The following is a 20,677-nucleotide window of genomic DNA, read 5'->3' on the forward strand; positions in this document are numbered from 1 at the left end:
TGGGGAGAAATTAAAAGACGAGGTGTAAATAACGATGGCGAATGCATATAAGCAAGCAGGAGTAGATATTGAAGCTGGATATGAAGCGGTATCTCGCATGAAAAAACACGTACAAACAACTATGAGAAAAGAAGTACTAGGCGGTTTAGGCGGTTTTGGAGGTATGTTTGATCTATCAAAATTTGCATTAGAAGAACCTGTATTAGTATCTGGAACAGATGGCGTGGGAACAAAATTGATGCTCGCTTTTATGGCAGATAAACATGACACAATTGGTATTGATGCAGTAGCAATGTGTGTAAATGATATTGTTGTCCAAGGAGCAGAGCCGCTTTTCTTCCTTGATTATATTGCTTGTGGTAAAGCTGAACCTAGTAAAATTGAAAACATCGTCAAAGGTATATCAGAGGGCTGTCGCCAAGCTGGTTGTGCATTAATCGGTGGAGAAACAGCTGAAATGCCAGGAATGTATTCTACGGAAGAATATGATTTAGCTGGTTTTACAGTTGGGATTGTTGATAAAAAGAAAATTGTAACAGGTGAAAAGATTGAAGCTGGTCACGTGCTAATTGGCTTAGCATCTAGCGGTATTCATAGCAATGGTTACTCTTTAGTACGAAAAGTGTTACTAGAAGATGGAGAACTATCTTTAGAGCGTATTTATGGACGCTTAGAACTACCTCTTGGTGAAGAACTATTAAAACCAACGAAAATTTATGTCAAACCTATTTTAGAACTATTGAAGAAGCATGAAGTATACGGTATGGCGCATATTACAGGGGGCGGATTTATTGAAAATATCCCACGTATGTTGCCAGAAGGAATTGGTGCTGAGATTGAACTAGGATCTTGGAAAATTCAGCCGATCTTCCATTTACTTCAAGAAGTTGGAAAGCTGGAAGAGAAAGAAATGTTCAATATTTTTAACATGGGTATTGGTATGGTAGTAGCAGTGAAGGAAGAAGATGCAAAAGATGTTGTTCGTCTTCTTGAAGAGCAAGGAGAAACGGCTCGTATTATTGGACGTACTGTACAAGGAGCTGGCGTTACTTTTAATGGGGGCACAGCACTATGAGTAGATTAGCAGTTTTTGCTTCTGGAAGTGGATCTAACTTTCAATCTCTCGTTAATGCGGTAGAAGAAAAAAGATTGGATGCAGAAATTAGTTTATTAGTATGTGATAAACCAGAAGCACGTGCTGTTGGGCGAGCGCATTATCATCATATTCCGTGTTTCGCTTTTTCAGCGAAAGCATATGAGTCAAAAGAAGCGTTTGAAAAAGAGATATTAAAGAAGCTAGAAGAATATGAAATTGATTATGTTATTTTAGCTGGATATATGCGTTTAATCGGGCCGACGTTACTAGAAACATACGGCGGAAAGATTATTAATATTCATCCATCATTACTACCGAGCTTTCCGGGTAAAGATGCTGTCGGTCAAGCGTTAGAAGCAGGTGTGAAAGTAACTGGAGTAACAATTCATTATGTAGATGCAGGTATGGATACAGGGCCAATTATTGCGCAAGAAGCAGTGGTTGTTTCTGAAGGGGATACGAGAGAAAGCTTACAAAAGAAAATTCAGCAAGTTGAACATAAATTATACGTAAATACAGTGAATCAAATTGTTCAGTCTGTGAAAGAAGCAACTGTTAACTAACATACAACCAGGGGTGAAGGATAAATGAAAAAGCGTGCATTAGTAAGTGTTTCAGATAAAACAGGAGTAGTAGAATTTGTTAAAGGGTTACTAGAGCAAGGGATTGAAGTTATTTCAACAGGTGGTACGAAAAAATTACTAGAAGAAAACGGCTTACAAGTAATTGGTATTTCTGAAGTAACTGGTTTCCCTGAAATTATGGATGGTCGTGTGAAAACTTTACATCCAAATATTCATGGTGGTCTATTAGCAGTTCGTGATAATGAAACACATGTAGCGCAAATGAATGAACTAGGCATTCAAGCAATTGATTTTGTTGTTGTAAACCTATATCCATTTAAAGAAACAATCGCTAAGCCTGATGTAACATTTGCTGATGCAATTGAAAATATTGATATCGGTGGCCCAACAATGATTCGCTCTGCTGCGAAAAATCATAAATTCGTATCTGTAATTGTAGACCCAGTAGATTATGATATTGTGTTAGCAGAACTAAAAGAGAACGGTGAAGTGGCAGAGGAAACAAAACGTAAACTAGCAGCGAAAGTATTCCGTCATACAGCAGCGTATGATGCGTTAATTTCTAACTACTTAACAGAGCAAATGGGTGAAGAAAGTCCAGAAACATTAACTGTGACATTTGAGAAAAAGCAAGACTTACGTTATGGCGAGAACCCACATCAAAAAGCAACTTTCTATAAAGCGCCATTCGCAGCAACTTCTTCTGTTGCATACGCAGAACAATTACACGGTAAAGAATTATCGTATAACAATATTAATGATGCAGACGCAGCGCTTAGCATCGTAAAAGAATTTACAGAACCAGCAGTAGTAGCAGTAAAACATATGAATCCATGTGGTGTTGGAGTAGGAACTGATATTCACGAAGCATATACTCGTGCTTATGAAGCGGATCCAGTATCAATCTTCGGCGGTATTATTGCAGCAAATCGTGAAATTGATAAAGCTACAGCAGAAAAGTTACATGAAATTTTCTTAGAAATTGTTATCGCACCTTCGTTCTCGCAAGAAGCTTTAGAAGTGTTGCAAAGTAAGAAGAACTTACGCTTACTAACTGTAAATATTGAAAAAGCGACAAGTGCAAGTAAAAAACTAACTTCTGTACAAGGTGGACTTCTCGTTCAAGAGGAAGATACGTTATCATTAGATGAAAGTACAATTTCAATTCCAACGAAACGTGAACCTTCAGAGCAAGAATGGAAAGATTTAAAACTAGCTTGGAAAGTTGTAAAACATGTGAAATCAAACGCAATTGTTTTAGCGAAAGATGACATGACAATTGGTGTCGGTGCGGGACAGATGAACCGTGTAGGTTCTGCAAAAATCGCAATTACACAAGCTGGTGAAAAAGCACAAGGTAGCGCGCTTGCATCTGATGCTTTCTTCCCAATGCCAGATACATTAGAAGAAGCAGCAAAAGCAGGAATTACAGCAATCATTCAACCGGGCGGATCAATCCGTGATGAAGATTCTATTAAAGTGGCAGATACGTATGGGATTGCTATGGTGTTCACTGGCGTACGTCATTTCAAACACTAATAGAGGATTTTTAAAAAGTCCGGTCAAGATAACCTTCGCATGTCGTCGTTGCAATGCCAGTGCGGTACTCATGTAGGAAAGCTACACTCCGTGTCCTCCTGGCAAATGCGCCTAGACCTGCTCGGTTCTCTTAATCCTCCTTTTTAAACCTTTATTGATATGGATGTTTAAAAAGTCTGGTCGAGATAACCTTTTATTGATATGAAAAAGCAAACTAGGAGCATAGCTTCTAGTTTGTACTTATTTAATTATTGGGGGATGAAATATGAATGTTTTAGTAATCGGCCGCGGTGGGCGTGAGCACGCTTTAGCTTGGAAGTTTGCACAATCTGCAAAAGTGAAAAAGGTATATGTAGCACCAGGTAATGAAGGTATGCGAGATGTTGCAATACCAGTTGATATTGATGAAAATGATTTTGATGCATTAGTTTTATTTGCCAAAGAGAATAATGTGGAATTAACTTTCGTTGGACCAGAAATTCCACTTATGAATGGAATTGTTGATCGTTTTAAAGAAGAGGGACTTCGCGTATTTGGTCCGAATAAAGCGGCTGCTGTTATTGAAGGTAGTAAAGCTTTTACAAAAGAGCTTATGAAAAAGTATGATATTCCAACTGCGGCGTACGAAACTTTTACAGATTATGAAGAGGCAGTACAGTACATTCAAAAAGTTGGTGCACCAATTGTTATTAAAGCTGACGGATTAGCTGCTGGTAAAGGGGTAACGGTAGCAATGACGCTTGAAGAGGCATTACAAGCTGTGAAAGAAATGCTACAAGATGTGAAGTTCGGCGCGGCAAGTAAGAAGGTTGTTATTGAAGAGTTTTTAGATGGACAAGAATTTTCATTAATGGCATTTGTAAATGGAACAACTGTACATCCGATGGTAATCGCTCAGGACCATAAACGAGCTTTTGATGCTGATAAAGGCCCAAATACAGGCGGAATGGGTGCATATTCTCCAGTACCACAAATTCCAGAATCAGCAGTTCAAGAAGCGATTCAAACCGTATTACATCCAACTGCTCAAGCAATGATCCAAGAAAATCGATTGTTTACAGGGATTTTATATGCAGGGCTTATTTTAACAAATGACGGTCCAAAGGTAATTGAATTTAATGCACGCTTTGGTGATCCTGAAACAGAAGTTGTATTACCTCGCTTAGAAAATGATTTAGTTGATGTATGTAACGCTGTATTAGATGAAAGTGAGTTAGTGTTAGAGTGGTCAGAGGAAGCAGTAATTGGTGTTGTACTTGCTTCAAAAGGATATCCAGAAGTGTATAAAAAAGGTGAAATTATTACAGGATTAGATCGTTTAGAAGATGCTATTGTCTTTCATTCAGGTACAGCGATGAAGCATGGGGATTTTGTAACAAATGGTGGCCGTGTACTATTTATTGCTTATAAAGCGAAAGACTTACAAGAAGCGAAAGATAGAGTGTATAAAGAAATCGCAAAGATTGAAAGCGATGGCTTATTTTATCGTAGTGATATAGGATATCGTGCGATTGGGCATGAGATTACGCGAAGCTAACATATGTTAGCTTCTTTTTTTATAGGAAATAGAGTATAGTACGTTGAATCTTTTCAAGAGATTATAAACTATTTGTATCTATATACACTTTTTCTCTACCTGCTTACATCTTATTTCTCCAATTAATAATAGCAGTATTGAGATAATTAACGTAAGAGCAGCGACAAGGAGTGGGAGGGAAAAACTTTGCATTTGCTCTGCAATAATACCTGTAAAGATTGGACCGATAATTTGGCCAATCCCATAAACACCTGTCGTATAACCAATGATTTTATTACTTTCATTCGGTCTTATTCGTTTTGCTTCTGTAGTTGTTAAAATTGTAATTCCGACGAATGTAGCACCTAGAAGGAATGCACTTAGAAATGCCCCAAAAAGGTTTGGAATAAGGAGTGGAGAAAGTACACTTATAATTTGTAACATATAGGCGGATGTAAGAGCTCGTGTTGGTCCGTACTTCCGAGCAACAGTGGACCAAATGTAACTAGATGGGATGACAGCAATACCGACAATAATCCAGCTACAAGATGCATAGAAGGGTGATAGTGTAATTCTTTCTACAATGGTGACAAGGAAGGTCCCTGTAATGATATAGCCAAACCCTTCGAATCCGTAAGCTAAAATAAGCCAAAATAAATAGTTTTTTCTATGAGATGTAGCTTGTATAGTACTTTTTGGTTGCTGTATAGTACGTCTACTGTCCTCTCTTAACCATTTCCATACAAGGATAGCTAAACTAAAACTAATAAGTCCTAACCCAATCCATGCACCTTGCCAATTCCAAATTGAGTTGAATAAAGGTGCGAAACTTCCAGAGAAAATAATGCCAATTCCAACACCGCTATAAATCATGCCACCTAGCATGACTTTATTACTTTGAAATAAATAATCTAAAACAATACTAGAGGCAAGAACAAATACAATTGCACTTGTGAAACCACCGATAAAGCGAAGGGGAAACCATAAAAAGATATAAGAGGTTAAGCCCATACAAAGAGTTGAAAGAACATTGAAGAATAAGCAGAGGTGTAATATTTTTTCACGATTTTTTATCGTAATGAATCCAATAAAGAATGCCCCAAGTAAATAACCAAGATAATTACTGGATGCTAAATATCCAGCGAGGTCATCTTCTATATGGGCTTGCTTTTCCATAAAAGAAATAATCGGTGTGTAGGCGAACCGACTAATACCCATGACAGCTATTAAAGAACATATCCCAGCTATAATCATTTTCCATGTTTTTGTCTCGTTCATATAATCTCCCTTCTTGAAATATCTTCTAATATATATGATAGAGGAATATATATGGGGCGTAAAATACTGATTTTTTATATGTAATATCAAAATTAATGATATGAACGAAGGGATATGAACGAATGAACTTACAAGATTTTGTAGCTTTTTATATGGTCGCGCAGGAGAAAAGTATTTCAAGAGCAGCTATTCGGTTGAATTTTGTTCAATCAAACATAACAGCAAAAATAAAACGGCTAGAAGCTGAATATGAAACACAATTATTTTATAGGCATCGAGATGGAGTTACATTAACACCAGCCGGAGAAAAGTTGTTAACATACGCTGAAAAAATGATTCAATTATTAAATGAATCAAAAAGGCAAGTGAAACATACAGCGGAGCCTGGAGGAGTATTGAAAATTGGAGCGATGGAAACAGCAGCAGCTGTTAGATTGCCCACGATTTTAGCTAATTATCATATGCGCTATCCAGAAGTGGAAATTATGTTGCAAACGCACAATACGGAAGAATTAACGAAGAAGGTACTTTTATATGAAATAGAGGGGGCATTTGTAGCTGATTGTATAGATGATCCAGCTTTAGAAAAGATAGAAGTATTCCAAGAGGAAATGATGTTACTTTCAAAGCGGAATGTTTTGTGGGATAACGGATGTTCGGAATCGCAGTCTTTTATCGTTTTTCAATCAGGTTGTTTTTATAGAAAAGTTTTAGAAGAATGGTTACTATCTGAAGGGATTGTTCCAAAAAAAATAATGGAATTAAATTCTTTAGACGGTATTATTGGATGCGTAAAAGCTGGACTTGGGGTGTCTATGTTACCACGTGAAGTAGCAGAGCAATTTGATAGCCATAAAGAACTTATTCATACACCGTTAGTACATGAAAACAGGTTTATTCCGACTTATTTTATTTATCGGAAAGATAGTGTGAGAACAGCAGCGTTAAGCAAGTTTATTGATGACTTGCTTTGTATAAAAACAGCCCGCTGAAAATTCAGTGGGCTGTTTGTTCATGCATCTTTATCTTTCTTCAATTTTCCTTTTTGCTTTGCCATTTCTCGAAGTAAATACTCGATGTGTGCATTGACGCTACGAAACTCATCATTCGCCCATTTTTCGATGACTGCGTGTAATTCAGGATCAATACGTAATGGAAAGCTTTTCTTTTTAGCCATAATTACTTATAGCCCTTAGTATAGGCTTCCTGTATTAATAACTGGTTGCGCACCTTTATCTGAAACGATGGCAACTAATAGGTTGTTTACCATATTCGCTTTACGCTCGTCATCTAATTCAAGTACGCCTTCCTCATCTAACATATGGATTGAATCCTTCGCCATCTTCACAGCACCTTCAACAATCTCTTTTCTAGCAGCTAATACCGCTTTTGCTTGTTGACGTTGTAGCATCGCATGGGCAATTTCTGTTGCATAAGCTAAATGTGTTAAACGAGTTTCTAATACTTCTACGCCAGCGATTTCAAGGCGCGCTTCTAACTCACGCTTTAATTCTTCAGAGATTTCTTCAGTATTCCCGCGTAACGTAATGCAAGTTTCATCTTGGAAATTGTCATAAGGATATTTTGTTGCGACGTGGCGGATTGCTGTTTCACTTTGAATTTCTACAAATCGATCGTAATGTTCAACACCGAACATTGCTTTTGCAGAATCAACTACTTTATATACAATAACAGCTGCAATTTCAATTGGATTTCCCTCAACATCGTTTACTTTTAATTTCTTACTATTAAAGTTTTCAACACGTAACGATACAGTTTGACGGAATGCGAATGGAATTGTTAAAAATAAACCGTTTTGACGAATTGTTCCTAAATAATTACCAAAGAACGTAATAACTTTCGCTTGATTCGGTTGAACAATACCGATACCTGTAGCGAGAATTGCCGCTAATATAATAGTTAGTGCTGCTCCTACGAAAATTTCTTGTGCAAGGAAAAATACACCGATAGCAGCTAAAATCAAAATTCCAATAATACCGAGAAAACCATTTACATAAAATACTTGTTTTTCTTTCATATGATCGCCTCCTGATATAAAAATGATATCACTTTTATATCATTTTAAGCAAGAGATATGCACCTGATTTTCTGAAATTTATTGATTGATATCTTTTATGTACATTTTAATTTTAAAAAGGGAATGTACGTTCTGTTTTTATGGTAAAATAAAGAAGACTTAACCGCCCACTGCAGCAGCTAAGTCCCTTTGAGAGCATCTTGCATCGTGACAAATGATTCAAAGCGGTTTTGCCAGGATTATTTCTTCAATCGCTGACTCAATCTCTTTGTCAGAAGCGTCATAACTTCCCTTTGACTTTGGCTTGTCATGAGCGGAAGTTTGATTCACTTCTTCTTTAGCATGTCCTTGTTCAGCAAAATTCATGCCAGGCATTTTAAATGCGCCCATATTCATGTATTTTCCAAATTTCCACGCTTCAACAATAGGGCAGAAGCGAACAATTCCCTCTGCAACTTTCATTGCACCAATCCATAGAAAAATGTTAGCCCAAGTGCACCACGGCTTGCGTACAAGTTTAGTTGCACTACATCCGAAGAGGACAAGCCCAAGTGTAATTCGAATTAGAGCGTTTATTGTCCCGATGTTTTGCTTCATTAGAAAAACACTCCTTTTTATGAAAATTGAAATAGTAAATACTACTTCTCTTATTAGTATCCCGTGTGATTTTTGGGATATGTAATCCAACATTTGACGTTGAAAAAGATGTTGGAATCGGCGTGTGTGTCAGTAGCTTTTTTTGTTATAATGAAAGAATGCATAAAAAGAAGGTGAAATTAAATCCTTCTTTTTGAAAAATATTTAATAGCTATTTTAAAAAAACAAGATAAAAACTAACTGTTATTTTAAACAGAACTATAGATATAACTAGAGAAAAGGAAGGGTGTTTTCATGTACGATATTTCCGGATGGAAACATGTATTTAAGCTTGATCCAAATAAGGAGTTAAGCGATGAATATTTAGAAATGATTTGTGAGTCTGGAACGGATGCTGTTATTGTAGGCGGAAGTGATGGAGTTACAATTGATAACGTATTACACATGCTAGTTAGCATTCGTAGATATGCAGTTCCTTGTGTATTAGAGGTTTCTGATGTAGAAGCAATTACACCAGGATTTGATTTTTATTACATCCCAAGTGTTTTAAATAGCCGAAAAGTAGAATGGGTAACAGGTGTTCATCATGAGGCATTGAAAGAATTTGGGGATATTATGGACTGGGACGAAATTTTTATGGAAGGGTATTGTGTTTTAAATCCCGAAGCGAAAGTAGCCCAGCTTACAGATGCAAAATGTGATTTAACAGAAGATGACGTTATTGCATATGCGCGTTTAGCGGACAAGTTATTACATTTACCGATATTTTATTTAGAATATAGCGGTACGTATGGAGATGTTGAACTTGTTAAAAATGTAAAAGCAGAATTGAAACAAGCCAAGTTATATTATGGCGGTGGTATTTCTAATGCAGAACAGGCGAAAGAAATGGCACAGTATGCTGATACAGTAGTCGTTGGAAATATTATTTATGATGATATAAAATCCGCATTAAAAACAGTTAAAGCAGTAAAAGGAGAGTAGGTGCAGGCGTATATGGGTATGACAGATAAGTTATTAAACGGTTTAAATCCACAGCAACAAAAAGCAGTACAAACAACGAATGGACCACTTCTACTAATGGCAGGTGCAGGTAGTGGTAAGACACGCGTGTTAACACACCGTATTGCGTATTTGCTTGGTGAAAAAGGTGTAGCACCATGGAATGTACTAGCTATTACCTTCACAAATAAAGCAGCTCGTGAAATGCGCGAGCGTATTGATAAACTTGTGGGACCAGAAGCAGAAGATATTTGGATTTCGACGTTCCACTCTATGTGTGTACGTATTTTACGACGCGATATCGATCGTATTGGTATTAATCGTAACTTTACAATCTTAGATTCAGGTGATCAGCTAACTGTAGTCAAAAAAATTATGAAAGAGCGCAATATTGATCCGAAGAAATTTGAGCCGCGCTCTATTTTAGCGGGTATTAGTAATGCGAAAAATGAACTGTTATCTGCGGATAAATATGCAAAAAAAATTACAATGGCTGATCCATATGAAAAATTAACGAGCGATGTATACACAGAGTATCAAAAACGTCTTTTGAAAAATAATTCATTAGACTTTGATGATTTAATTATGACGACGATTCAGCTATTTGAACGTGTTCCAGAAGTATTAGAGTTTTATCAGCGTAAGTTCCAATATATTCATGTTGATGAGTATCAAGATACGAACAAAGCGCAATATCTTCTTGTTAAACATTTGGCAGCACGTTTTAAAAATCTTTGCGTTGTAGGTGACTCTGACCAGTCTATTTATCGCTGGCGTGGTGCAGATATTTCTAACATTTTGTCATTTGAAAAAGACTATGAGAATGCACAGGTAATTTTGTTAGAACAAAACTATCGTTCATCACAAAATATTTTAAATGCAGCGAATGCTGTTATTGAAAAAAATACGAATCGTAAACCGAAGAAATTATGGACAGACAATCAAGTTGGAAGTAAAATCTCGTATTATCGTGCTGCAACTGAAAAGGACGAAGCATATTTTGTTGCGAAAAAAATTCGTGACGATCTTCAAATGGGGAAACGAAAATACACTGATTTTGCAGTGCTATATCGTACGAATGCTCAGTCTCGTATGGTCGAGGAGATTTTCCTTAAATCTAACATTCCGTACAAAATTGTTGGGGGAACTAAGTTCTACGACCGTAAAGAGATTAAAGATATTTTGGCGTACTTACGTTTAATCGGTAATCCAGATGATGAAATTAGTTTTGCACGTATTATTAACATGCCAAAGCGTGGTATTGGTGCGACGTCTATCGATAAAATTATTAATTACGGTGTGCAAAACGGAATTTCATTAACTGCTGTATTTGATGAGATAGAGCATGTTGGAGTAAGTGCAAAAATTACAAAGGCAGTAAAAGAATTCGCAAGTTTATTACACAACTGGGTAAATATGCAAGAGTATTTATCTGTTACAGAATTAGTAGAAGAAGTTATTGAAAAAACAGGCTATCGCGATATGTTGAAAAATGAGCGTTCTTTAGAAGCGGAAGGTCGTTTAGAAAACTTAGACGAGTTCTTATCTGTTACGCAAACATTTGAATCTCAAAGTGAAGATAAGAGCCTTGTTGCATTCTTAACAGATTTAGCACTTGTTGCTGATATTGATCGTGTAGATGAAGACCCAACTGCTGGTGAAGAAGTTATTTTAATGACGATGCACTCAGCGAAAGGATTAGAGTTCCCGGTTGTCTTTATTGTTGGTTTAGAGGAAGGGATATTCCCTCATACTCGTTCTCTAATGGAAGAGGATGAAATGCAAGAAGAACGTCGTCTTGCTTATGTAGGTATTACTCGTGCAGAAGAAGAGCTATATTTATCTAATGCGCAAATGCGTACTTTATTTGGTAGAACAAGTATGAACGCTGCGTCTCGCTTCATTACAGAAATCCCGGCAGAACTAGTGGAATCATTAAATGAAACAGCGCCGAAGCGTGAAAATTCGTTTGGTGCAAAAGGCAGAACAGCAAGTAGTAGTAAAATGACAATGACAACGACAACCGCAACACGCTCTCGTTCAGCTTTCGCGCGTCCTGCAGCTAAGACGACAGGCGGTGAGCAAATTGGCTGGGCAGTAGGCGATAAAGCTTCCCACCAAAAATGGGGAATCGGTACAGTTGTAAGTGTAAAAGGTGAAGGTGATGCAAAAGAATTAGATATTGCGTTCCCAAGCCCGATTGGTGTTAAACGTTTGTTAGCAAAATTTGCACCTGTGACGAAACAATAGAAAGGAATGAGGATATGTCAAAAGAGATAGCAAAAAAACGTATAGAAGAACTGCGTGATTTGTTAAATACATTTAATTATCAATATCACGTATTAGACAATCCTTCTGTTTCTGATGCGGAATATGACCGTGATATGCAGGAGCTTATAAAATTAGAAGCAGAGAACCAAGAGTTTATGAGTGAAGATTCTCCCTCCGTTCGCGTTGGGGGAACTATTCTTGATATATTTGAAAAAGTAACACATAAGTCACCGATGTTAAGTTTAGGAAATGCATTTAACGAAGGTGATTTACGTGATTTCGACAGAAGAGTACGTCAAGGAATTGATGATGCGAATGTAAGATATATATGTGAATTAAAAATTGACGGGCTTGCCGTTTCGCTTCATTATGAAAAAGGACGCTTCATTCAAGGGGCGACACGTGGTGATGGTGTAACGGGTGAAGATATTACTCAAAATTTAAAAACGATTAAAGCTATCCCACTTCGTTTAAATGAAGAAGTAACGTTAGAAGCACGAGGCGAAGCTTATATGCCGAAGCGTTCATTCGTTAAACTAAATGAAGAAAAAGAGCAAAATGGAGAAGATGTATTTGCGAATCCGCGTAATGCAGCAGCAGGTTCAATACGTCAACTTGATCCAAAAATTGCAGCAAAGCGTAACTTATCTATGTTTGTGTATGGTCTTGCGAATGTAGAAGAAAAAACAATTCCATCGCACAGTGAATCGCTTGATTTCTTAGGTGAACTCGGATTTAAGACAAATCCAAATCGCCGTACATGTGAAACAATCGAAGAGGTTATAGCTTATGTAGAAGAATGGCAAGAAAAACGTCCGCATCTTGATTATGAGATTGATGGAATCGTTATAAAAGTAGATGATGTTGCTCTTCAAGAAAGTCTAGGAACTACAGCGAAGAGTCCAAGATGGGCGATTGCTTATAAATTCCCAGCTGAAGAAGTTGTAACGAGATTAACAGGCATTGAATTAAGTGTTGGCCGAACAGGGGTTGTAACACCGACTGCAGAGCTAGAGCCAGTGAGAGTTGCTGGTACGATTGTTCGCCGTGCTTCTCTACATAACGAAGATTTAATTCGTGAAAAAGACATTCGAATTGGTGACTACGTTGTTGTGAAGAAGGCTGGAGATATTATTCCTGAAGTTGTGAACGTTATTTTTGATAAGCGTACTGGTGAAGAAGAAGAATACCGCATGCCAACGCATTGTCCAGCATGTGAGAGTGAACTTGTTCGTTTAGAAGAAGAAGTAGCACTTCGATGTATAAATCCGACTTGTCCGGCTCAAATTCGAGAGGGATTAATCCATTTCGTTTCAAGAAATGCGATGAATATTGATGGACTTGGAGAACGTGTCATTACACAACTCTTTGATGCAGATTATATTCGTACATTTGCTGATTTATATGCATTGACGAAAGAGCAATTATTACAGTTAGAACGTTTTGGTGAAAAATCAGCAACAAACTTAATACAAGCAATTGAAAATTCTAAAGAAAACTCGCTAGAGCGATTATTATTTGGTCTTGGAATTCGCCACGTTGGAGCGAAAGCAGCACGTACATTTGCAGAGCACTTTGAAACGATGGATGAGCTTGTAAAAGCAACAGAAGAAGAACTAAAAGCAATTAATGAAATTGGCGAAAAAATGGCTCAATCTGTTGTGACATATTTTGATAATGAAGATGTATTAGAGTTATTACAGCAGTTTAAAGAGTATGGCGTGAATATGACATACAAAGGTATAAAAATTGCAGATTTACAAAATGTTGAATCTTACTTCGCAGGAAAAACGGTTGTTTTAACAGGTAAGCTAGAAGTTATGGGACGAAGTGAAGCGAAGAAGAAGATTGAGGCATTAGGTGGAAAAGTAACAGGAAGTGTTAGTAAGAGTACGGATTTGGTTGTTGCAGGTGAAGCAGCTGGTTCGAAATTAGCACAAGCGGAGAAACATAATGTTGAGGTTTGGAATGAAGAGAGGTTCTTACAAGAGCTAAATAAGTAAGAGGTGCAAACTTACCATGAAAAAAATAGCATTAGCGATATTAAGCCTGGGCCTACTTGTAAGTGGGTGTAGTGCAGGTGCCGACAAAGATGAAAAAGTGGCTGAGAAATCGGGGAAAGCAAAGGAACAATCAGTTGTTCCAAAATACGCTATTTCGGATGAATATTATAAGACGACTATTCCATTTGATGGTGGAAATGCACGTGGTTTAGTGGTACAAGGGCTAAATAGTCGTCTTGATATAGATGAATTTGAAACAGGATTAATGCGAATTGCAAAAGAATCATTTAATACGAAAGATAATTTTTTAAAAGGCGGAAGTGCTCTAGATACTCAAGTGATACAGATGCTTGTTAAAAGAAAACGTACAGATGCTGAACAAAAGGAACTAGAAGACAAATTAAAAAAAGATGCAGTTAAATTTCCTAATATAGGATTAAACCCTGCATTAGGAACGGGATCCGAATCACTAGAAGTGAAAAATAAAAAAAATCCAATATATATTTCAAATATTTTAGAGCATGATTATTATGTGAAAAAAGGCGATAATGGTGAGGAACGTGTTGGTATGGTAGTTGGATTAGCGATGAATTCTGTTCAATATTTTAACGAAGAGCATGGTTATCCACGTGAAGCTGCAATCCCGGATGAAAAGATGTTAGCTGAAGGGAAAAAAATGGCGCAAGAAATTTTGAAAGTCATACATCAAAAACAACCTGATACAAAAAATATTCCGATAACATTTGCGATTTATCGTCAAACTCCAAAGTCTTCGCTCGTGCCAGGTAATTTTGTTTCTTATGCAAATGTAGAAAAAGGTAGTGAAACGGTTGAAGATTGGAAACAAATTAATGAGAAATATTATTTGTTCCCATCAGAGCAAGCGAAAACAGATAATAAACGTGAAGATCTTGCAAGAGTATCCAACTTTAAGGCAAAACTAAGCGATTATTTCCAAGGTGACTATACAGCTGTTATTGGTACTGGTATGTATAGAGATGATGAATTAAGAGAAATGAAGCTTGATATTCCTGTCCAGTTTAATGGAAAAGCTGAAATAATTGGTTTTACACAATATGTGGCAGGGCTTGTTATGGAATACTTCCCGAATTATATGAAAGTACAAGTAACGATTAAATCTGTAGAACGCCCAGAAGCTATTATTATACGTGAAGCAAAACAAGATGAACCACTTGTGAAAATTTTAGATTAAATATGAAGGCTGTTCCTCTATGGAACAGCTTTTTTTCTTATGTAATTTTGTTATAATTTAAAATGTTGTAAATAATAGGGGTAAGGGGTAAAGTTCATGGAAGAATTAAGTTTTCAAGTCATTATTTTATTAATTGCATTTGGTTTTTTAGCAGCTTTTATTGATTCCGTTGTTGGAGGAGGAGGGTTAATTTCGCTTCCTGCGCTTATGTTTGTTGGCTTATCGCCGGCTTCGGCAATTGCAACGAATAAATTAGCGGCAACAATGGGGACGTTTACGAGTGCGATGTATTTCATTCGATCAGGAAAAGTTGATTTTAAAATTGTAGGAAAGTTAATCCCGTTAACTATTGTTGGAGCTGTTGCAGGTGCTTTAGTAGTAAAATTTATTCCATCGGATATTTTACGCCCATTAGTACTTGTAATGTTGGTATTTATTGCTATTTATATTATTGCAAAAAAGAATTGGGGAAGTGTGTCTACCTATAAGAAGATGACGCAAAGAAAAACATTAATATTTTTCTTTGTTATTTTAATGATAGGATTTTATGATGGATTTTTTGGACCAGGGACAGGGTCATTTTTAATTTTTGCATTTTTATTAATTGGTTTGGATTTTATTCAAGCGGCAGCATCTGGAAAACTTTTGAACTTTGTTAGTAATATTGTATCTTTAATTACTTTTTTATTTTTAGACATAATTCATTTTGAATACGGTATTATCATGGGATTATCAATGATCTTAGGTGCTTATTTGGGATCGAAGTTTGCGGTTCAAAAAGGCGTTGGATATGTAAGGACTTTATTTTTATTAGTTACTATATTATTGATCGGGAAAAATGTTTTGGAATATACTCATATTTTGTAGATTCATACGCATGTATGAATCTCTTTTTTTTATTATATTTTAAAAATTTATTAATTTTTAAAATATAAGTCTAGGAATATTTGAATAAATCTAAATTATCGTGTAGAATAATGTTGTAAAATGTAAACGTTTTTCTAAGGGGAGGCTAAAAAAAATGGTAGTAGCATACAAACATGAGCCATTTACAGATTTTTCAGTGGAGGCTAACAAATTAGCGTTTGAAGAAGGTTTAAAGAAAGTAGAATCTTATCTTGGACAAGACTATCCATTAATTATTGGGGGAGAAAAAATCACTACAGAAGACAAAATTGTTTCTGTAAACCCTGCAAATAAAGAGGAACTTGTTGGTCGTGTTTCAAAAGCAAGCCGTGAGTTAGCTGAAAAAGCAATGCAAGTAGCGGATGAAACATTCCAAACTTGGAGAAAATCAAAGCCAGAAATGCGTGCAGACATTTTATTCCGTGCTGCAGCAATCGTTCGTCGCAGAAAACATGAATTCTCTGCTATTCTTGTAAAAGAAGCAGGTAAGCCATGGAATGAGGCAGATGCTGATACAGCAGAAGCAATCGACTTTATGGAATATTATGGTCGTCAAATGTTAAAATTAAAAGACGGTATTCCAGTAGAAAGCCGTCCAATTGAATATAATCGTTTCTCTTACATTCCATTAGGAGTAGGTGTTATCATTTCTCCTTGGAACTTCCCATTCGCAATTATGGCAGGTATGACAACAGCTGCTTTAGTTTCTGGTAACACAGTATTACTAAAACCAGCTAGTACAACTCCTGTAGTAGCAGCGAAATTTATGGAAGTATTAGAAGAAGCTGGCTTACCAGCTGGCGTAGTAAACTTCGTTCCAGGTAACGGTTCTGAAGTTGGTGACTACTTAGTAGATCATCCTCGTACACGTTTCGTAAGCTTCACGGGATCTCGTGATGTAGGTATCCGTATCTATGAGCGTGCAGCGAAAGTAAACCCAGGCCAAATTTGGTTAAAACGCGTTATCGCTGAAATGGGCGGTAAAGATACAATCGTTGTTGATAAAGAAGCAGATCTTGAATTAGCAGCTAAGTCTATCGTTGCATCAGCATTCGGATTCTCAGGACAAAAATGTTCTGCATGTTCTCGTGCAGTAATCCATGAAGATGTATATGATCATGTATTAAATCGTGCTGTTGAATTAACAAAAGAATTAACAGTTGCTAACCCAGCAGTATTAGGTACAAACATGGGGCCTGTTAATGACCAAGCTGCATTCGATAAAGTAATGAGCTATGTTGCAATTGGTAAAGAAGAAGGTAGAATTCTAGCAGGTGGCGAAGGGGACGATTCTAAAGGCTGGTTCATCCAACCGACAATCGTTGCTGACGTTGCAGAAGATGCTCGCTTAATGAAAGAAGAAATCTTCGGACCAGTAGTAGCATTCTGTAAAGCAAAAGACTTTGATCATGCGCTTGCAATTGCAAACAATACAGAATACGGTTTAACAGGTGCTGTTGTTACTAACAACCGTGACCATATTGAAAAAGCACGTGAAGAATTCCACGTTGGTAACTTATACTTCAACCGTGGATGTACTGGTGCAATCGTAGGTTACCAACCATTCGGTGGCTTTAACATGTCTGGTACAGACTCTAAAGCTGGTGGACCTGACTACTTAGCACTTCACATGCAAGCAAAAACTACTTCTGAAACTTTATAAGAAATAGTAGAGGAGCTCTTCACAAAATGTGAAGAGCTCCTTTTAAAATTGAAATCCCACATATTACCTTCGTTTGAAGGGGATGAGCTAAAACCTATTAATAGCGGGATAAACATGTGAACAGAAATGAAATGATGAGAAAAGTTGACTTATTAGTCATATTTTTTAGTATTCATTTTGAGAATTTCCTGTATAATACAATTTGAAAGAAAATCTATGGTTCGACAAGGAACACTCTTTTCGGTTTTGCTCACTGAAAGGAGTGTTTTTTTATGTAGCTAAAAATTCTTTCGTGCTTATTACATTTGCATATACGCCATTTAAACTAGCTAAAATTGTATTGTGAATATAAACAGCTGGTATAGTAGCGTTCTTAAAAGAAAGGTCTTTTGTAGCACAAGCATCGTGTATAACGGTACATTGAAATCCAAAATCAAATGCAGCCCTTACTGTAGCATCAATACACATATGAGTCATCATCCCGCATACGACGACATGTTCAATGTCTAAACGCTGTAATTGCTCTAGAAGATTAGTTTCTCGGAAGCTATTTGGATAATGTTTGAGTATAACTGTTTCTTCTCTAAGTGGACGTACCTTCTCATGAATATGTACACCTTCTGTATTAGGTAGGAAAAAAGTAGCGTCATCTTTTATAGCTACGTGTTGGATATGAAAAATAGGTTCGCTGTTTGTTCTAAAGTGTTGTAATAACTGATTAGCATATTCGCTTGCTTCTACTGGATTACGCAATTCCATCTTTCCATTTGGAAAATAATCGTTTTGAATATCGACGAGTAAAAGAGCTGTTTTCATATATTTATCTTCCTCCGAGTTTCATATTCAAATAAATTTATTCAATTCGTAGAGAGGATTCTCCTGTTTAAAAATATGAGGAAGAAGAATTTTACATAACTTTGAAAGTTACTATTTTCTTATGAATTTTCATCTGAAAATTTTAATAAAGGAATAATTAATATTTTTCTAAAAAATGTATTGACTCTTATTATTCTGAGTTCTATAATGAGAATTAATTAAACGACAATTAAATCGATACATTCTTATCCAGAGAGGTGGAGGGACTGGCCCTACGATACCTCAGCAACGGGTTTTTTAATACCGTGCTAACTCCAGCAAGCCATATAAAGGCTTGGAAGATGAGAAGATGTGAACGAGTACATATAAGTGCTCTCCTTCTTATCTTTATGGTTGATAAGAAGGAGGGCACTTTTTATTTTACCTCGAAAGCTCTACTTTAAGTTTTTACAGCATATAGGAGGGGGAAAAATGATTTCTTTTAACAATGTAAGTAAAGTGTATGAATCAGCTGGGCAATCTGTTCATGCGGTGGAGGATGTAACATTATCAGTTGAGAAAGGCGAAATTTTTGGCATTATCGGTTTTAGTGGCGCTGGAAAGAGTACATTATTACGCTTAGTAAATATGTTAGAGAGACCAACGGCAGGAACGATTTCAATAGATGATAAAGATATTACATCATTATCGACGAAAGAATTACGCAAACTAAGACAAAGAATCGGAATGATTTTTCAAAGCTTTAATTTATTTAATTCAAGAACAGTGTTTGGGAATATTGCTTATCCATTAAAGTTAGCGAAATTGCCAAAGAACGAGATAAAAGAACGAGTGAATGAACTGCTGAAGTTTGTAGGGTTAGAAGATAAAGCAAACTATTATCCAGAGCAGTTATCAGGGGGACAAAAGCAGCGAGTTGGCATTGCTAGAGCACTTGCGACATCGCCAGATATTCTTATATGTGATGAGGCAACATCAGCTTTAGATCCAGAAACAACGACAGAAATTCTAAACTTATTAAAGAAAGTAAATCGAGAATACAATTTAACGATTCTTCTTATTACACACGAAATGCATGTTGTGAAAGAAATTTGCCACCGTGTAGCTGTAATGGAGAAGGGAAAAGTTATTGAAGAAGGAAAACTGTTTGACGTTTTCACACAACCAAAAACAAAGACGACTCAAAACTTTGTACGTTCTGTTATTAATGATCATTTACCAGAAAGTGTTCTAGCGAAAATTCAAAATGGTGGTCAAATTTATCGTCTAACATTTACTGGTGAGGAGACAGGACAGCCGGTACTATCATATATCGCAAAAAACTATAACGTTGATGTAAATGTACTGTACGGAAATATTATTGAACTTCAAAATGTGCTATTTGGAAATCTGCTTGTAGAATTGCAAGGTGAGCAGAGGGAAATTCAAAAAGCATTACAACATCTAAGACTGCAAGTGCAGCTGAAGGAGGTAGAAGCTCATGCGAGTTGATTGGAGTATATTTTGGCCGCGCATACTAGATGCGACGGGGGATACCCTCTTAATGGTAATTGTAACCCTTATATTCGCTACAATTCTGGGTATACCTCTAGGTTTACTTTTATATGTAACGAGAAAAGGAAACTTTTTAGAAAATAAATGGGTCTTTTCTATTCTTAACATCATAATTAATACAATTCGTCCGGTACCATTCATTATCTTTTTAGTAGCTTTAAGCCCACTAACAAGAAGCGTTATTGGAACGACGATTGGAACAGCAGCAGCAATTTTCCCGATGACGTTAGTCGCATCAATTGGTATTGCTAGAATGGTTGAAACAAATCTTGTTTCCGTTCCGAAAGGAGTAATTGAAGCAGCGCAAGCAATGGGCGCCTCGCCAATTAGAATCGTTTTTGAAATCCTTGTACCAGAAGCGTTAGCACCATTAATCTTAGGTGTCACATTTATGACAGTTGGTTTAATTGAATTTTCTGCAGTTGCTGGGCTTGTCGGTGGTGGCGGTCTTGGTGACTTGGCAATGACATATGGTTATCAACGTTTTGATACATCAGTTATGTTCGTAACGGTTGTTTTACTTATTATTCTCGTGCAGATAGCTCAAAATTTAGGAAACTACTTTGCGAAAGTCTTGTTACGCAGATCATAAAAAGGAAAA

Annotated in this window: 18 protein-coding genes and 1 riboswitch; of the genes, 13 read left to right on the top strand and 5 right to left on the bottom strand. The window is 36.6% G+C overall.

Going from position 1 to position 20,677, the window contains the following annotated elements:
* Nucleotides 1-34 precede the first annotated feature (34 nt).
* The 4 genes from purM (at nucleotide 35) to purD (ending at nucleotide 4,756) form a co-directional block, all read left to right on the top strand.
* A complete protein-coding gene (gene purM, locus AC241_RS01740; RefSeq protein WP_016083737.1) occupies nucleotides 35-1,075 on the top strand; it encodes a phosphoribosylformylglycinamidine cyclo-ligase in 1,041 nt (346 codons plus the stop codon).
* Nucleotides 1,072-1,659: a phosphoribosylglycinamide formyltransferase gene (gene purN, locus AC241_RS01745; protein ID WP_016083736.1), complete on the top strand. Its 588-nt coding sequence runs from the start codon at nucleotides 1,072-1,074 to the stop codon at nucleotides 1,657-1,659. The genes purM and purN overlap by 4 nt, the downstream gene beginning before the upstream one ends.
* 24 nt (nucleotides 1,660-1,683) lie before the next feature.
* Nucleotides 1,684-3,219, top strand: coding sequence for a bifunctional phosphoribosylaminoimidazolecarboxamide formyltransferase/IMP cyclohydrolase (gene purH, locus AC241_RS01750; RefSeq protein ID WP_016083735.1), 1,536 nt, complete (start codon nucleotides 1,684-1,686; stop codon nucleotides 3,217-3,219).
* Between the two features lie 265 nt (nucleotides 3,220-3,484).
* Complete coding sequence (gene purD, locus AC241_RS01755) at nucleotides 3,485-4,756, top strand: phosphoribosylamine--glycine ligase (RefSeq protein ID WP_029441467.1); 1,272 nt, start codon at nucleotides 3,485-3,487, stop codon at nucleotides 4,754-4,756.
* Nucleotides 4,757-4,834: 78 nt separating this feature from the next.
* On the opposite strand, the gene AC241_RS01760 is transcribed toward purD, so the two are convergent.
* Nucleotides 4,835-6,013, bottom strand: a complete 1,179-nt coding sequence (locus AC241_RS01760; RefSeq protein WP_029441468.1) for a YbfB/YjiJ family MFS transporter — start codon at nucleotides 6,011-6,013, stop codon at nucleotides 4,835-4,837.
* Between the two features lie 122 nt (nucleotides 6,014-6,135).
* Between AC241_RS01760 and AC241_RS01765 the strand changes: the two genes are divergently transcribed.
* Nucleotides 6,136-7,005, top strand: a complete 870-nt coding sequence (locus AC241_RS01765) for a LysR family transcriptional regulator (RefSeq protein ID WP_029441469.1) — start codon at nucleotides 6,136-6,138, stop codon at nucleotides 7,003-7,005.
* A 20-nt stretch (nucleotides 7,006-7,025) separates the two neighbouring features.
* Here AC241_RS01765 and AC241_RS01770 read toward each other — a convergent pair whose 3' ends face one another.
* The 3 genes from AC241_RS01770 to AC241_RS01780 all read right to left on the bottom strand — a co-directional run bounded on the left by AC241_RS01770 (nucleotide 7,026) and on the right by AC241_RS01780 (nucleotide 8,648).
* Nucleotides 7,026-7,190: a type II toxin-antitoxin system antitoxin gene (locus AC241_RS01770; protein WP_001085171.1), complete on the bottom strand. Its 165-nt coding sequence runs from the start codon at nucleotides 7,188-7,190 to the stop codon at nucleotides 7,026-7,028.
* A 15-nt stretch (nucleotides 7,191-7,205) separates the two neighbouring features.
* Complete coding sequence (locus AC241_RS01775) at nucleotides 7,206-8,051, bottom strand: SPFH domain-containing protein (protein WP_000660675.1); 846 nt, start codon at nucleotides 8,049-8,051, stop codon at nucleotides 7,206-7,208.
* A gap of 219 nt (nucleotides 8,052-8,270) precedes the next feature.
* A complete protein-coding gene (locus AC241_RS01780; protein ID WP_016083731.1) occupies nucleotides 8,271-8,648 on the bottom strand; it encodes a YgaP family membrane protein in 378 nt (125 codons plus the stop codon).
* Nucleotides 8,649-8,942: 294 nt separating this feature from the next.
* On the opposite strand from AC241_RS01780, the gene pcrB reads away from it, so the two are divergent.
* From pcrB to pruA, 6 genes are all read left to right on the top strand, one after another.
* Nucleotides 8,943-9,632 (top strand): heptaprenylglyceryl phosphate synthase, encoded by a 690-nt coding sequence (pcrB, locus tag AC241_RS01785; protein ID WP_000272109.1) that lies wholly within the window; start codon nucleotides 8,943-8,945, stop codon nucleotides 9,630-9,632.
* A gap of 12 nt (nucleotides 9,633-9,644) precedes the next feature.
* The gene (gene pcrA / locus AC241_RS01790; protein ID WP_050844800.1) at nucleotides 9,645-11,900 is read left to right on the top strand and encodes a DNA helicase PcrA; all 2,256 of its coding nucleotides are present in this window, start codon (nucleotides 9,645-9,647) and stop codon (nucleotides 11,898-11,900) included.
* A gap of 14 nt (nucleotides 11,901-11,914) precedes the next feature.
* Entirely contained in the window at nucleotides 11,915-13,924 is a 2,010-nt protein-coding gene (gene ligA, locus AC241_RS01795; RefSeq protein ID WP_016083729.1) for an NAD-dependent DNA ligase LigA, read from the top strand.
* Between the two features lie 16 nt (nucleotides 13,925-13,940).
* On the top strand, nucleotides 13,941-15,137 hold the full coding sequence (locus AC241_RS01800; RefSeq protein WP_016083728.1) for a CamS family sex pheromone protein: 1,197 nt from the start codon (nucleotides 13,941-13,943) through the stop codon (nucleotides 15,135-15,137).
* A 96-nt stretch (nucleotides 15,138-15,233) separates the two neighbouring features.
* Nucleotides 15,234-16,004 (top strand): TSUP family transporter, encoded by a 771-nt coding sequence (locus tag AC241_RS01805; protein ID WP_000391979.1) that lies wholly within the window; start codon nucleotides 15,234-15,236, stop codon nucleotides 16,002-16,004.
* A 154-nt stretch (nucleotides 16,005-16,158) separates the two neighbouring features.
* Nucleotides 16,159-17,706, top strand: a complete 1,548-nt coding sequence (gene pruA, locus AC241_RS01810; protein WP_000259556.1) for an L-glutamate gamma-semialdehyde dehydrogenase — start codon at nucleotides 16,159-16,161, stop codon at nucleotides 17,704-17,706.
* 270 nt (nucleotides 17,707-17,976) lie between these two features.
* Here pruA and AC241_RS01815 read toward each other — a convergent pair whose 3' ends face one another.
* A complete protein-coding gene (locus AC241_RS01815; protein WP_016083727.1) occupies nucleotides 17,977-18,522 on the bottom strand; it encodes a cysteine hydrolase family protein in 546 nt (181 codons plus the stop codon).
* Nucleotides 18,523-18,764: 242 nt separating this feature from the next.
* Nucleotides 18,765-18,870, top strand: a riboswitch (SAM riboswitch).
* Between the two features lie 123 nt (nucleotides 18,871-18,993).
* Between AC241_RS01815 and AC241_RS01820 the strand changes: the two genes are divergently transcribed.
* Together AC241_RS01820 and AC241_RS01825 are read left to right on the top strand one after the other, a co-directional pair.
* On the top strand, nucleotides 18,994-20,013 hold the full coding sequence (locus tag AC241_RS01820; protein WP_029441471.1) for a methionine ABC transporter ATP-binding protein: 1,020 nt from the start codon (nucleotides 18,994-18,996) through the stop codon (nucleotides 20,011-20,013).
* Nucleotides 20,003-20,668 carry a methionine ABC transporter permease gene (locus tag AC241_RS01825; RefSeq protein ID WP_001261865.1) on the top strand — a complete coding sequence of 222 codons (666 nt, stop codon included), beginning with the start codon at nucleotides 20,003-20,005 and terminating at the stop codon, nucleotides 20,666-20,668. Before AC241_RS01820 ends, AC241_RS01825 begins: the two co-directional genes overlap by 11 nt.
* Nucleotides 20,669-20,677 lie beyond the last annotated feature (9 nt).

It is taken from the genome of Bacillus thuringiensis (assembly GCF_001182785.1).
In the GTDB taxonomy this organism is placed as follows: Bacteria; Bacillota; Bacilli; order Bacillales; family Bacillaceae_G; genus Bacillus_A; species Bacillus_A thuringiensis_S.

Coding starts and splice junctions, on each gene's coding strand:
- purM (WP_016083737.1), top strand. CDS start 35: ATGGCGAATGCATATAAGCAAGCAGGAGTAGATATTGAAGCTGGATAT.
- purN (WP_016083736.1), top strand. CDS start 1,072: ATGAGTAGATTAGCAGTTTTTGCTTCTGGAAGTGGATCTAACTTTCAA.
- purH (WP_016083735.1), top strand. CDS start 1,684: ATGAAAAAGCGTGCATTAGTAAGTGTTTCAGATAAAACAGGAGTAGTA.
- purD (WP_029441467.1), top strand. CDS start 3,485: ATGAATGTTTTAGTAATCGGCCGCGGTGGGCGTGAGCACGCTTTAGCT.
- AC241_RS01760 (WP_029441468.1), bottom strand. CDS start 6,013: ATGAACGAGACAAAAACATGGAAAATGATTATAGCTGGGATATGTTCT.
- AC241_RS01765 (WP_029441469.1), top strand. CDS start 6,136: ATGAACTTACAAGATTTTGTAGCTTTTTATATGGTCGCGCAGGAGAAA.
- AC241_RS01770 (WP_001085171.1), bottom strand. CDS start 7,190: ATGGCTAAAAAGAAAAGCTTTCCATTACGTATTGATCCTGAATTACAC.
- AC241_RS01775 (WP_000660675.1), bottom strand. CDS start 8,051: ATGAAAGAAAAACAAGTATTTTATGTAAATGGTTTTCTCGGTATTATT.
- AC241_RS01780 (WP_016083731.1), bottom strand. CDS start 8,648: ATGAAGCAAAACATCGGGACAATAAACGCTCTAATTCGAATTACACTT.
- pcrB (WP_000272109.1), top strand. CDS start 8,943: ATGTACGATATTTCCGGATGGAAACATGTATTTAAGCTTGATCCAAAT.
- pcrA (WP_050844800.1), top strand. CDS start 9,645: ATGGGTATGACAGATAAGTTATTAAACGGTTTAAATCCACAGCAACAA.
- ligA (WP_016083729.1), top strand. CDS start 11,915: ATGTCAAAAGAGATAGCAAAAAAACGTATAGAAGAACTGCGTGATTTG.
- AC241_RS01800 (WP_016083728.1), top strand. CDS start 13,941: ATGAAAAAAATAGCATTAGCGATATTAAGCCTGGGCCTACTTGTAAGT.
- AC241_RS01805 (WP_000391979.1), top strand. CDS start 15,234: ATGGAAGAATTAAGTTTTCAAGTCATTATTTTATTAATTGCATTTGGT.
- pruA (WP_000259556.1), top strand. CDS start 16,159: ATGGTAGTAGCATACAAACATGAGCCATTTACAGATTTTTCAGTGGAG.
- AC241_RS01815 (WP_016083727.1), bottom strand. CDS start 18,522: ATGAAAACAGCTCTTTTACTCGTCGATATTCAAAACGATTATTTTCCA.
- AC241_RS01820 (WP_029441471.1), top strand. CDS start 18,994: ATGATTTCTTTTAACAATGTAAGTAAAGTGTATGAATCAGCTGGGCAA.
- AC241_RS01825 (WP_001261865.1), top strand. CDS start 20,003: ATGCGAGTTGATTGGAGTATATTTTGGCCGCGCATACTAGATGCGACG.